At 64.8% G+C, this 11,934-nt stretch carries 8 protein-coding genes and 1 pseudogene; 6 read left to right on the top strand and 3 right to left on the bottom strand.

What is annotated here, in order from left to right:
• Positions 1–495: 495 nt before the first annotated feature.
• The 5 genes and pseudogenes from BM154_RS11725 (at position 496) to nhaA (ending at position 4,489) form a co-directional block, all read left to right on the top strand.
• Positions 496–843 (top strand): metalloregulator ArsR/SmtB family transcription factor, encoded by a 348-nt coding sequence (locus BM154_RS11725; protein WP_074883623.1) that lies wholly within the window; start codon positions 496–498, stop codon positions 841–843.
• 19 nt (positions 844–862) lie between these two features.
• On the top strand, positions 863–2,146 hold the full coding sequence (locus BM154_RS11720; RefSeq protein ID WP_074883620.1) for an arsenic transporter: 1,284 nt from the start codon (positions 863–865) through the stop codon (positions 2,144–2,146).
• A gap of 26 nt (positions 2,147–2,172) precedes the next feature.
• Positions 2,173–2,643 carry an arsenate reductase ArsC gene (locus BM154_RS11715; protein ID WP_074883617.1) on the top strand — a complete coding sequence of 157 codons (471 nt, stop codon included), beginning with the start codon at positions 2,173–2,175 and terminating at the stop codon, positions 2,641–2,643.
• Between the two features lie 57 nt (positions 2,644–2,700).
• A pseudogene (locus tag BM154_RS24600) lies at positions 2,701–2,814 on the top strand (arsenical resistance protein ArsH); the annotation flags it as partial.
• Between the two features lie 403 nt (positions 2,815–3,217).
• The gene (gene nhaA / locus BM154_RS11710) at positions 3,218–4,489 is read left to right on the top strand and encodes a Na+/H+ antiporter NhaA (RefSeq protein ID WP_074883614.1); all 1,272 of its coding nucleotides are present in this window, start codon (positions 3,218–3,220) and stop codon (positions 4,487–4,489) included.
• Positions 4,490–4,589: 100 nt separating this feature from the next.
• Here nhaA and BM154_RS24305 read toward each other — a convergent pair whose 3' ends face one another.
• Positions 4,590–7,973, bottom strand: coding sequence for a PAS domain S-box protein (locus BM154_RS24305; RefSeq protein ID WP_244157167.1), 3,384 nt, complete (start codon positions 7,971–7,973; stop codon positions 4,590–4,592).
• An 832-nt stretch (positions 7,974–8,805) separates the two neighbouring features.
• A complete protein-coding gene (locus tag BM154_RS11695) occupies positions 8,806–9,315 on the bottom strand; it encodes a ProQ/FinO family protein (protein WP_074883612.1) in 510 nt (169 codons plus the stop codon).
• Positions 9,316–9,561: 246 nt separating this feature from the next.
• Between BM154_RS11695 and BM154_RS11690 the strand changes: the two genes are divergently transcribed.
• Positions 9,562–11,193 (top strand): hybrid sensor histidine kinase/response regulator, encoded by a 1,632-nt coding sequence (locus BM154_RS11690; protein ID WP_074883609.1) that lies wholly within the window; start codon positions 9,562–9,564, stop codon positions 11,191–11,193.
• Here the strand turns inward: BM154_RS11690 and BM154_RS11685 are convergent.
• Complete coding sequence (locus BM154_RS11685) at positions 11,174–11,845, bottom strand: response regulator transcription factor (RefSeq protein WP_074883605.1); 672 nt, start codon at positions 11,843–11,845, stop codon at positions 11,174–11,176. The two genes, BM154_RS11690 and BM154_RS11685, sit on opposite strands and share 20 nt — an antisense overlap.
• Positions 11,846–11,934: the final 89 nt, after the last annotated feature.

Below are 11,934 nucleotides of genomic sequence, written 5' to 3'. Positions count from 1 at the left end.
CAAAAAGGCTCCATACCCAATAGCGGATAGGCAACCTCGGCTTGTCCCTAACGGTGCACGCCGCGCATAGCCCATTAGGCTAGCAAGAGATATCAATATGATATTACCGGCACTCGATCTGCCTCCTATCCATTAGTAGTAGAAGGCGTGGCTGGGCGCGAGGATGAAAAAGCTGCTCACAGTGAGTAACGATCCAGATCGAGTCCATCCGATAGCTGGAGATGTCCTCGCTAGCAGCATCCGACTGCAGGTACTTCTTGCCGGTTTCTCCCCTGCCCGGTTCGCCATCCGCCTCCGCAAGTTGTCGTGTCCGCTTGCATTGCGGGGAGTACAGGAGCCGATCCGAAGCCGCGGGTTCCAGGCGCTGTGAAACCTTGCTTAGCCATGCAGCCCTGCCCCCTGTGCCCGGAACCCTCCAGCCAACCGAATGCGTATTGGCAGAATCCTCATGTATATGTGATTATCCGCATATTCGTATGTACACATGTAAATGCCATGCTCACACCACCCGAAGCCTTCAAGTGCCTCGCCGACGAGACCCGCGCACGCGCCATCCTGCTGATTGCCCAGCATGGCGAGCTGTGCGTCTGCGAACTGACGTGCGCGCTGGACGACAACCAGCCCAAGGTCAGTCGCCACCTGGCGCAGCTTCGCAGCGCCGGGCTGCTGCTGGATCGCCGCCAGGGGCAATGGGTCTACTACCGGCTCAATCCTGATCTTCCCCGCTGGTTCAACGAGGTGCTGAGCGCCACGGCAGGCGGCAATGCTGCCTGGATGAAGGCCTGTACCGCTCGCCTGAAAAAGATGGTGGGGCGCCCCGCGCGTGCCGCCAGTTGTTGCTGAACCTGTTAGGGAGCCCATCATGCTGATAGCAGCAGCCGTTTTCGCCTTCACGCTCACCCTGGTGATCTGGCAGCCCAAAGGTTTGGGCGTGGGCTGGAGCGCGAGCATCGGCGCCGCCCTGGCCCTCGCCGTCGGCGCGGTGTCGCTGCAAGACATTCCCACGGTCTGGGCCGTAGTGTGGAATGCCACCGCCGCGTTCATCGCGATCATCATCATCAGCCTGCTGCTGGACGAGGCCGGGTTCTTCGAGTGGACGGCCCTGCACGTGGCACGCTGGGCCAATGGCAACGGCCGGCGCCTGTACGCCTTCATCGTGCTGCTTGGCGCTGCCGTGTCGGCCTTGTTCGCCAATGACGGCGCGGCCTTGATCCTTACCCCCATCGTCATCTCCCTGCTGGTCGCGCTGCGCTTTTCGCCGGGCGCCACCCTGGCATTCGTGATGGCGGCGGGCTTCATTGCCGACACCGCCAGCCTGCCGCTGGTGGTGTCGAACCTGGTGAACATCGTCTCGGCCGACTTCTTCGGGTTGGGGTTCGCTCGCTACGCCTCGGTCATGGTGCCCGTCACCCTGGCCAGCGTGGCGGCCACCTTGCTGGTGCTATCCCTGTACTTTCGCCGGGACGTGCCCGCCACCTACGCCCTGGCCGACCTGAAGGCGCCACAGGCGGCTATCCGCGACCGTGCGACCTTCGTGTTCGGCTGGTGGGTTCTGGGGCTTCTGCTGGTCGGGATGTTCGTGCTCGAACCGCTGGGCGTCCCGGTCAGCGCCGTGGCGGCGGCCTGCGCTGCACTGCTGTTGCTGGTCGCCGCGCGCGGACGCATCATCGCCACCGGCCGCGTGCTGCGTGAGGCGCCCTGGCAAATCGTGGTGTTTTCCCTGGGCATGTACCTGGTGGTCTATGGGTTGAGCAATGCCGGCCTCACCAACTATCTGACGCACCTGCTCGACCGCTTCGCCGGGCATGGCATCTGGGCGGCCGCCCTGGGCACAGGGCTGGTGTCTGCGCTGTTGTCGTCGGTGATGAACAACCTGCCCAGCGTCCTCATCGGCGCGCTGGCGATCGATGCCACCGACAGCGGCGGCCTGGTACGCGAGGCGATGATCTACGCCAATGTCATCGGCTGCGACCTGGGGCCGAAAATCACCCCGATAGGCAGCCTGGCTACTCTGCTCTGGCTTCACGTGCTGCACCGCAAGGGCATCCGCATCACCTGGGGCTACTACTTCAGGGTTGGCGCCCTGCTGACCTTTCCGGTTCTGCTCATCACCCTTTCGGCACTGGCGCTACGCCTGAGCCTTTGACACCAGCGTTGCCGACAGGAGCACGTATGCGAGTACTTTTCATGTGCACGGCCAACAGCTGTCGCAGCATTCTTTCCGAGGCGCTGTTCAACCACCTGGCACCTGAGGGCTTCACGGCGGTAAGTGCTGGCAGCTTTCCCAGGGGGCAGGTGCTGCCGCGCAGCCTGGCCACCCTGGAGCGCGCCGGTATCGCAACCGCAGGCCTCAGCAGCAAGGGTAACGACGCTTTCGCCGGCGACCCGCCCGATATCGTCATCACCGTATGCGACAAGGCGGCGGGCGAGGCTTGTCCCGTGTATTTCGGGCCGGCGCTGAAAGCCCACTGGGGGCTGGAGGATCCGTCCGAGGTGCGTGGCGACGAGGTCTGCGTCGATGCGGCCTTCGCCGCCACCCTGGCGCGCATCGAACAGCGCTGCCGGGCCTTTCTCGACCTCTCGTTCGACGCCCTCAGTCGTGACGAGCTCAGGTACGAACTGGAGCGCATCGGCTGCCTTTGAACGAAGCCCCATGTCCAGCGAACTTCCCGACCTCAATCCGCAGCTGGCCATCGCGTTGTGTCGGGCAACGACCACAGCACCTACAAGCCACGCATCCTGCTGCTCCACCGGTCGACCCGCGAACGCTCTTTCAGCCGCCTGCAGGTCGAGGAGTCTGCCCGCCTGCTGGAGCGCGATGCCGGGCAGCTGTAGCCACCCTCACCTTGAGCGCCGTAGCGCTACCCCCGGCCTCAGGCGTGCAGGGCAGCAAAAGGCTGATGCACGCACGGGTTGAATGCGCGGATCAGCTCTCGTAACATGTATCCATGGCGTGTGCTGCGTGCGCCGGGGCCCTGCCCCTATACGGAGAACGATTAGTCGTTTTCCGTGAGGCCCTGATGTTTACGCGATGCCAATTCCCTTCCGTTACAACGCCTGCCCTGAGCCACCGCCAGGCCTGGGTGCCGCTATACCCCCTATCTCATAAGTATCTGCCAGCCCTGGCAGGTTTTTTTCGCGTCCAGCTTATGCGTTCGAGCAGCCTGCTGGCTGCTCGGCGCCTGCGTGTTTCATATCCGCCAAAGGAGACCTTGCAATGACACCCTCGTCATCGACACCTGCCGCCCGGCAGTCTGCGCTGAAGCGATTTCTCGCCAGCGAAGCAGCCGGCGGTGTACTGCTGATGATCGCAGCCGCCGCTGCCATACTGGTTGCCAACAGCCCGTTGGCCGCCATTTACCACCACGCCCTGCATGGCCTGAGCGGCCCGACACTGAGCGAGAAGCTGGGGCCGATGACGCCCCACCTGTGGATCAATGATGGCCTGATGGCGATCTTTTTCCTGCTGGTCGGCCTGGAGATCAAACGCGAGTTGGTAGATGGACGCCTGTCGTCGTGGGAGCAGCGGCGGCTTCCCGCACTACCGGCATTGATGGGCATGATGGTGCCGGCGCTGATCTACCTGACGCTGACCAAAGAAGTGCCCCTGCTCGCCAACGGCTGGGCCATTCCGGCAGCGACCGATATCGCCTTCGCCGTCGGCGCACTGGCGTTGCTGGGACGCCATGCGCCGCTTTCCCTGAAGCTGATGCTGGTGTCCGTGGCGATCATCGATGACATGGGCGCGGTTGCGATCATCGCGATCTTCTACACCTCGTCGATCAACCTGATCGCCCTGCTCGCCGCGGCGGTGATCATTGGCGTCATGTTCATGCTCAATCGCCTGCGGGTCATGACCCTGTGGCCCTACCTGCTAGGGTTGGCGCTGCTCTGGTACGTGACCTTGCTGTCCGGCGTGCATGCCACCATCGCCGGCGTTGTCGGCGCCTTCCTCATCCCCTACATCGGTTCTCCAGGCCAACCTGACGACGCCAATTCGCCCCTGCACCGGCTCGAACATGGCATCGCGCCCTGGGTGGGGTTCCTCATCGTGCCCGCATTCGGCTTCGCCAACGCCGGTGTCTCCTTTGCCGGCATTTCGCTGAGCGCCATCTTTGCCCCCCTGCCGCTCGGCATCGCCGCGGGCCTGTTCCTGGGCAAGCAGCTGGGCGTTTTCGGCGGGGTGCTGCTGGCGGTCAAGACCGGGCTGGCGGCTAAGCCTCGGGGCTGCACATGGCTGCAGATCTACGCCGTGTCGATGCTCTGCGGTATTGGCTTCACGATGAGCCTTTTTATCAGCGGCCTGGCATTTCCCGGCCACCCGGGGTTCGTCGAGGAATCCAAGCTCGGCATCCTGCTCGGTTCGCTACTGTCGGCGCTGCTGGCCTGCCTGATACTGCGTTTTGCGCCCAAGGCGGCCGACCAAAGCCTGGAGGAAAACAGGCAGGCCGCCGAAATGCTCCAGGACGGCGACGTCAAACGCGTTTGAGTGAACCGAGGGGGAGGTGCTACCTCCCTCACCGGGTGCCTCCCACACCACCTGACCGGCAGACGCCAACGCTCACAGCCTTGCGCCGAGCGGGCGTCTCTCAGGCTTCGCCGCCGAGTTGAGCCAGGCAAAGGGCAAGCTCGTGCTTGCGAAAGGGTTTGGTGAGCCGCGAGAGATCGGGGTTGAGCCCCTCCAGTTCGGCATAGCCCGAGACGATCAGGATCCCGGTATCGGGCCGAGCGGTATGCACCGCCCGGGCCAGATCGGTACCGTTGATGCCTGGCATGAGGTGGTCGGTAACGAGCAGGTCGAACGGCTGCCCGGCCTCCAGCAAACGCATGGCTTCCTCGCCTGACGCGGCCTCGATCACCCGGTAACCCAGGTCGGCCAGCATGTACGAGGTGCTCGTGCGTACCAACTCCTCGTCGTCGACCAGCAGCACGACGCCTCGTGTCGCCCGGGTCTCCGGTGCCTCGACCGGGCGCGGCGCGGCTGCCGGTGCGGCCAGGCTGCGCGGCAGCCAGAGCTCCACGTTGGTGCCCAGGCCGAGTGAACTCTGGATCGTCAGGGCGCCGTTGAGCTGGGACGCCAGCCCATGTGCCATGGAGAGGCCAAGGCCGGTGCCCTTGCCAACGCCCTTGGTGGAAAAGAACGGCTCGACTGACCGGGCAAGGGTGGCCGCGTCCATGCCGGTGCCGGTGTCGGCGACGGACAGGCACAGGTACTCGCCAGCCGGAAGTTTGGAACGATGCCCCTCACCCACCAACTCGGTGCTGGCGGAAATCCGCATCGTCCCGCCCTCGAGCATGGCATCGCGCGCGTTCACCGAGAGGTTCAGCAGCGCCATCTCCAGCTGGTTCGGGTCTGCCATGGCCGCCGGCAGGCCCGCTGGCGCATCGACGACCACCTTGATTTGCGGGCCGGTGGTGCTGGCCACCAGGTCGCCCATGTCGCTCACCAGCTTCGCCACGTCGACGGGAACCGCCTGCAGCGGTTGACGCCGCGCGAAGGCCAGCAGCCGCTGCACGAGCGTCTTGGCCCGATCGGCCGACTGAATGGCGCCGGCGATCAGGCGTTGTTCCCGTTCGCCGCCCACGCCCCGACGCTGGAGCATGTCGAGGGTACCGACAATGGGCGTAAGCAGGTTGTTGAAGTCGTGGGCAACGCCACCGGTCAGCTGCCCCATCGCCTCCATCTTCTGGCTCTGGCGCAGCGCCTCCTGGACCTTCTCCCGTTCGGCGACGGCCTGGGCTATGCGCCCCTCGAGGGTGGCGTTGAGTTCACGCAGCTCTTCCTCGGCGGCCTTGCGAGCCGAAATATCCACTGCCGTGCCGGTAACGCGCAGGCAACGCCCGGCCGCATCGAACACGCCTCGACCTTTGGCGGCAACCCAGCGAATGACCCCATCCTCGCGGCCGATGGTGCGGTAGTCGACATCGTAGAGGGCGCGGCGTTGCGGGTCGGCGGCCGCCTCGAAGGCCGTGATGGTGGCATCCCGGTCATCGGGGTGCAGGCCGGCGTAGAAGTCATCGAGGGTGACCGGCACGTCAGCCGAAATGCCGAAGATCGCCTTGGTACGTGGTGGCCAGATCAAGGTGTTGTGCACGTTGTCCACGTCCCAGAAGCCAACCTCGGCATTGTCGACGGCAAGGCGCAACCGCTCCTCGCTCTCGCGCAGGCGCATCTCGGCGCCCACCCGCTCGACATGTGCCCAGCAGCGCTCGACGACCTCCCTGACCAGCGAGATCTCGGACGGTGCCCAGTCCCGGGGCTGGCTCTGATGAACCGCCATCATGGCCGTCAGCCGGCCGTCCTTTACCAGCGGACAGCAAATGATCGCGTCGATGCCGATGGCGCGGAAGGTCTCGCGCCCCTCGCCTTCGCTCAGCTCGGCGATGACATCGCGCACGATCAGCGTGCGACCGGCGCGCATGTCCGCCGCGGAACGTGGCCCAAACAGGTCGAGGCTATAGGTGCCGGCCGAACTCTGGATACCCGGCGCGGTGTAGTCGCTGCGAATCCAGAAGCGGTCGTGGTCGATGTCCACATCCGCGTAGGCACAGCGCGACACGTTGAGCTTGCGCCCGAGCAAGCCGGTGGCGACGAGCAAGGCGTCTTCGGCCCGGCGAATATTGAAAAGCTGGCTGTCGAGTTCGTCGAAAAAACGCAGCCGCGCCGCGCTTTCCTGCAGTGCCGCTTGCGCCTCGTGCTCGACCGTACGGTCGTGGAAGATCTTCACGAAGCCGCCATGATCCATGGCCAGCGGCATCATCAGGCCGGAGCCCCAGAAACGCGTACCGTTCTTGCGAACGTGCCAGCGTTCGTTGACCGCCCGCCCATGCTTCTGGGCAAGCTCGAGCTCGCCGTAGAACACCCGCTCGGCCTGATCCGCCTGGGTGTAAAACAGATCACCCTCGCGGCCGACCATGTCCTCGGCACGGTAACCGACGACACGCTCGGCACCGATGCTCCAACTGGTGACCCTTCCCTGTGCGTCGAAGGTGATGATGGCGAAGTCCTCGGCACCCTCGACGATCTGCCGGTAACGCGCCTCGCTGACCCGGATCGCCGCCTCCGCCTGCGCACGGTGCACCACGAGGGCAACCGTCTGGACCACGAAGTCGACGATCTCGATATCCGCCGGCAGCGGCTCGCGCAGCTCGGGGTGGTACAGGACGAAGATGCCAAGCAGGACGCCCTGGGCCGAACGGATGGGGGCAGCCCAGCAGGCGTAAAGACCATGGCTGCTGGACAGCTCCCGGAACCCGGCCCAGCGTGGATCGCGGGCGACGTCGAACGCCGACTCGTGCAAAAGCGCCGCGGTCTCGCCGGAGGCCGCGAGCGGGCTGATGCAAAGGCCCTCGAGACCCTCGTGGTAAGCACGCGGCAGGCTCGGCCCAGCGCAACGTCGCACCTGCCCCTGCTCCTCGTTCAGAAGCAGAATGCTGCCCAGGAAACGAGAGGTGGAAAGCCCTTCCACCTCACGGACAATCTCATCCAGCGTGATATCTAGAGGGGTCTGGGCAACGGCCCGCTCCAGGATGCGGTTCTGCGCGGCTCCAAGTGCTGCCGCGCGATTGCGCGCCTGGGTGAGGCGCGCATTTTCGATGGCAATGGTGGCCAGGCGCGCCAGGCTTTCCAGGCGCTTGATGGTATCCGGGTCGTGGCTGCGCACTTGCGCCCAATAGGCGCCCAGGGCAGCGACCGCCACAGGCCTGCCGATGGGCACCATCACCAGGCTGCGCACGAAGGTCGGGGCGTAGGCATCCTGTGGGATCCGCGAATCGAGCCGCACGTCATCGATGGCGACCGTCTCGCCGTGGTGCATCGCCCAGCCGGAAATGCAGTGGTCGGCCGGAAAACTCTGGCCTTGCCAGAGGGGCGAGACGGCGTCTTCCGCTACGTAGGAACAGCGCCCGTCGTTTTCGATGACCACGGCCACGCCCTCTGCACCAACGGCAGCGCGGGCCGTATCGCGAAGCACGTCGACGACCTCGGCCACCGACTCGGCCACGGCCAGCCGCTCACTGGCACTGAGCACGTGCGACAGACGCTCGTCACCACCTGGTTCTAGCGCATCAGTAGGCAAACCTATCTCCCAAGGACGACCACAGATAGCTTTCCGCGGGCTGGTCTAAGAATCAAATGGGCCGCCAAGGGATGGTGCTCTACTCCCTTGGCGGCGCGGTGCAATTCGGTGTTCCAGGCAGGCGACCAGGCGCCTCACCGCTAATCGTAGATGTCGATCTAGCAACTTGAAACAGTGCTGCACCAATTCGATGAGGCTGAAATGCGTCACTCGCTATCCGGGCGTCTCGCTGGCAGTCGTGAGGACGAGCGAAGCGGGCGTCGTGGCGGTGCGAGACTACCGCATTCAGCAGGCGGATACGAACGCGGCAGCGGGCTGAAAGCGACCAGCGGTGGCGCTATCACGTGGGTAGATTCGCCAAGCGCGCGTTCGCTCACCCGACTGCACGAAAGCAAGGGGGATACCAGCGAAAATTGGTTGCCCAGAACGATACGCGGCCATTCGGGGTACAGCGGCATGAGGGAGGGGCTGTCGAGCATCCGGAGCGCTGTGTGGCAGCGGCGATGAGCCGCCCCGGCTACCTTTTCAGCCGGCGAGATGCAGGAGCGGCAACTAAGTGGCAATGTCCCGGCGGCTGCAGCCACACGCTACTCGCCAAAGACCTTCCAGTTAACAGCCGCAGGGCGGCGGGCTATTGGCGGGCGGCGGCCAGCCCATCGGCGGGCGCTCGCGGCGCTGACGGCAGCGCCTCAGCGCGCCAGCGTAGGCTGAATCGCCCACGCGAGGTTCACTGTGCGCTGGCCTCCGCCGGTGCGTCGGCTGTGGCTGTTTCGGCAGGCGCCTTGGGCTTCGCCTGAGCCCGTCGTGCCTGGCTGCGCTGGCGCCTGGCCTGCTGCTTGGCATGCAGCGCCTGGGCCGCAGTCACGGTGCCCGCCGCTTGGCCATCGAGATCCAGGCGCGGGGCATTTTCGGTCATGCAGGCCCAGTAGCGGGTTCCCCGACACCAGGAAGCCAGGCCAAGCTTGAGCTGCTCCTTGGAGATGCCCAGCTGCTCCAGATGCTGCTCCGCATCCTTGAGAATGCCTTCCTTGAGCGGCACCTTCGGGGCAGGATTGACCGGGAAAGCCAGCGGAAAATGCTTCTGCAACCGCCAGATCGCCTCCAGAGCAGGATCCTGTTCCTGAGGCTTGCGCGGCGCGGCAGGCTGGCGCTTGGGCTGCTTGGTAGTCTCAGTCTTCACCTGCTGTTTTTCAGCGCGCAGGCGGTCACGTAGATCAGCTAGTTGCTCAAAACCCATCGTTCAGTTCACAGCTTGGTGGTTGATTAATGGCGCAAGCTTATCCCATGCAGCCGCTCAGGGCAGCCCACAGGGGCATTTACTGTCGGTTTCCCGCTTGATGGTCGCCCAACATCAGCTAGCCCCAGCGCTTGTGGGGATGGGCGGAGCGAACGGTGATTTTCAGGCCTTTCCAACCAGCGCGTGCCCCTTCAGGAATGAATTCCGTTAAGGTCGCCCGCATGATCAGGTCTCGGAAGCCCCTTCATGAAGTCGCTGTTTCGCTTAGAGGATTTGGAATTCAGCCAGGCACAGCTGCGCTTGGTAGTGGCGTTCGTGGTGTCGCTCTATGCCCTGATCATGTATCCGCTGGGGTTGCTCGATGCCAATCTGCTGAAGGCGGTTCTGGTTACCGGCGCGCTGTTCACGCTGCTGTCAGTGCTGCTGCTCGCGCACCTCTGGTTCTTGCCGCAGCCCATGGTGTGGCGAAGGGTCGCCGGCATGCTGCTGGACAATCTGGGCGCCTGCGCGGTGATGATCCTTGGCCAGGAAACCTTGCTGCCCACCTTCTGCGTGCTCTTGAGCATGACGGTCGGCAATGGCGTGCGCTTTGGCCGGCCCTATCTGATTCTGGCCACCACCTTCGGCCTTGCCTCCCTCGCGCTCATCGCGGTGTTCGTGCCCTTCCTGCAGGAGCACCCGGCGGTTCTGGTGATGATGGTGCTGAGCATGCTGGTGCTGCCCACCTTCAGCTACTTCCTGCTGGGCCGTCTGCAGCAGGCCATGGCGGCCGCCAAGCGTGCCGATCAGGACAAGTCGCGCTTTCTGGCCCAGGCCAGCCACGACCTACGCCAACCCATCCACGCGATCGGCTTGTTCACCACCTGCCTGCGTGGCACGCCGCTCAATGCCGAGCAACATCAGCTGATCGACAGCGTCGACCGCTCCCTGCTCAGCGTCGAGCAGCTTTTCCGCTCGCTGCTCGACATCTACACGCTCGACCAGCAGCAGGTCATGCCGCACAAACAGACGGTGAACCTGCAGCGACTGTTGGTCGATCTGCAAAAGCAGAACAGCGAGGCCGCGCGCTGGGCCGGGGTGGAGATCCGCCTACGGGGCGCCGCCACGCTGACCTACAGTGACCCCGCCCTACTCAGCACCCTGCTGCAGAACCTGATCTCCAACGCCATCAAATACGCGCCGGGCAGCCCGCTGCTCATCGCCTGCCGCCGGCGTGGCTCGACCCTCACCGTGCAGTTGCATGATCGTGGCCCGGGCATTGCCGCCGAGCACCTGCCGCACCTGTTCGAGGAGTTCTATCGGGTGCGCCAGGCGCGTGACCGGGATGTCGAAGGCATCGGCCTGGGGTTGAGTATCGTCAAGCGCATCGCCACCCTCCTCGACCTGCGCATCAGTGTCGCCTCGCGAGTCGGCCACGGCACTTCGATCACCCTGGCAGGCCTGCCGGCAGTCACGGCCCACCGGGTTGCCAATGCACGACCACCGGCCGAGCCTGTCGCCGATCTGCAAGGCATTCACGTGCTGCTCATCGAGGATGATCGCAGCGTGCTGGAGGCGATGGCCAAGCTGCTGCGCGCCTGGGGCTGCCAGGTGACCGCCCTCGACGGCCCTCCCAGCGAAGCGTTGCCCTGTGATGTAGTGGTGACGGATTTCGATCTGGGCCGAGAGGCCACCGGCATCGAATGCCTGGCGCAGCTGGAAAAGTGGCATGGCCGCGCGTTACCGGCCGTGATCCTCACCGGTCACGACCCGGAGAGGATCATGGCCGCACTACCGGATCCCCGCATACCGCTGCTCTCGAAGCCTGTGCGCTCGGCCGAGCTGCAACGGGTGATCGCCGAACTGGCCGGGCGCCAGGTCAGCGCTCCCCTTCCCTGACCGGGGCGTTCTGGTTCCCAGCACCCAGCCCATGGCGCGCGCCTAGTGCCGCGGCGGCCGAACGCGAGCTCAGCTTGAGAACGCTAAGCAGCGCCGATACATGAATGCGCACGGTAAAGGGGGAGATACCCAGGATTTGCGCGATCTCCTTGTTGCTCAGGCCATTGGTGATGAGCTGCAGCACCTCGAATTGCCGCGCCGTGAGCGCCGAGAAAAGCTCGGCGGTGGCTGGCGGCTCATAGGCGGTGAAGCTTCCCTGGGGCGCGCAGCGAACCACGGGCTCGCCCTGCAACGCCGCCGTCAACGCCTCGGCGACCTCGTGCGGCGGCAGCGATTTGCCGATAAAGGCGCTGGCACCCTGGTTCATGATCCGCTCGACCACCAGCGGGTCTTCGCACATCGACACCACCACCAGCAGCGAAGCAGGAAACTCCTGGCGCCAATCGGTAATAGACGCCCACTGGTTATCGCTCGAATACATCAGGTCCAGCAGGATGCCCGCAGGGCGCTGCGACCGAGCCAAGCGCAATGCCTCATCCAGCGTCGCCGCCTCTTCGATCACAGCATCCGGCCGCGCCTGCGCAAGCAGGCGCACCAGCCCATCACGAAAAAGCGGGTGATCGTCTGCGACGATGAAAAGATCATGGGCCATCTGCGGGAACGTCCGGGGGTCTGTGCTCGACACCTTACCCCATCGCCTCGTGCATCGCAGCCTGGGTTTGGCCGGCGCAATGGCAGCGC

Source organism: Phytopseudomonas argentinensis (assembly GCF_900113905.1).
GTDB classification, from domain to species: domain Bacteria; phylum Pseudomonadota; class Gammaproteobacteria; order Pseudomonadales; family Pseudomonadaceae; genus Aquipseudomonas; species Aquipseudomonas argentinensis.
The sequence above is the reverse complement of the archived record's forward strand: the minus strand, read 5'-3'. Positions and strand labels throughout refer to the sequence as shown.

Excerpts from the sequence above, each read along its gene's own strand:
- BM154_RS11725 (WP_074883623.1), top strand. The coding sequence starts at position 496 with ATGCTCACACCACCCGAAGCCTTCAAGTGCCTCGCCGACGAGACCCGC.
- BM154_RS11720 (WP_074883620.1), top strand. The coding sequence starts at position 863 with ATGCTGATAGCAGCAGCCGTTTTCGCCTTCACGCTCACCCTGGTGATC.
- BM154_RS11715 (WP_074883617.1), top strand. The coding sequence starts at position 2,173 with ATGCGAGTACTTTTCATGTGCACGGCCAACAGCTGTCGCAGCATTCTT.
- nhaA (WP_074883614.1), top strand. The coding sequence starts at position 3,218 with ATGACACCCTCGTCATCGACACCTGCCGCCCGGCAGTCTGCGCTGAAG.
- BM154_RS11695 (WP_074883612.1), bottom strand. The coding sequence starts at position 9,315 with ATGGGTTTTGAGCAACTAGCTGATCTACGTGACCGCCTGCGCGCTGAA.
- BM154_RS11690 (WP_074883609.1), top strand. The coding sequence starts at position 9,562 with ATGAAGTCGCTGTTTCGCTTAGAGGATTTGGAATTCAGCCAGGCACAG.
- BM154_RS11685 (WP_074883605.1), bottom strand. The coding sequence starts at position 11,845 with ATGGCCCATGATCTTTTCATCGTCGCAGACGATCACCCGCTTTTTCGT.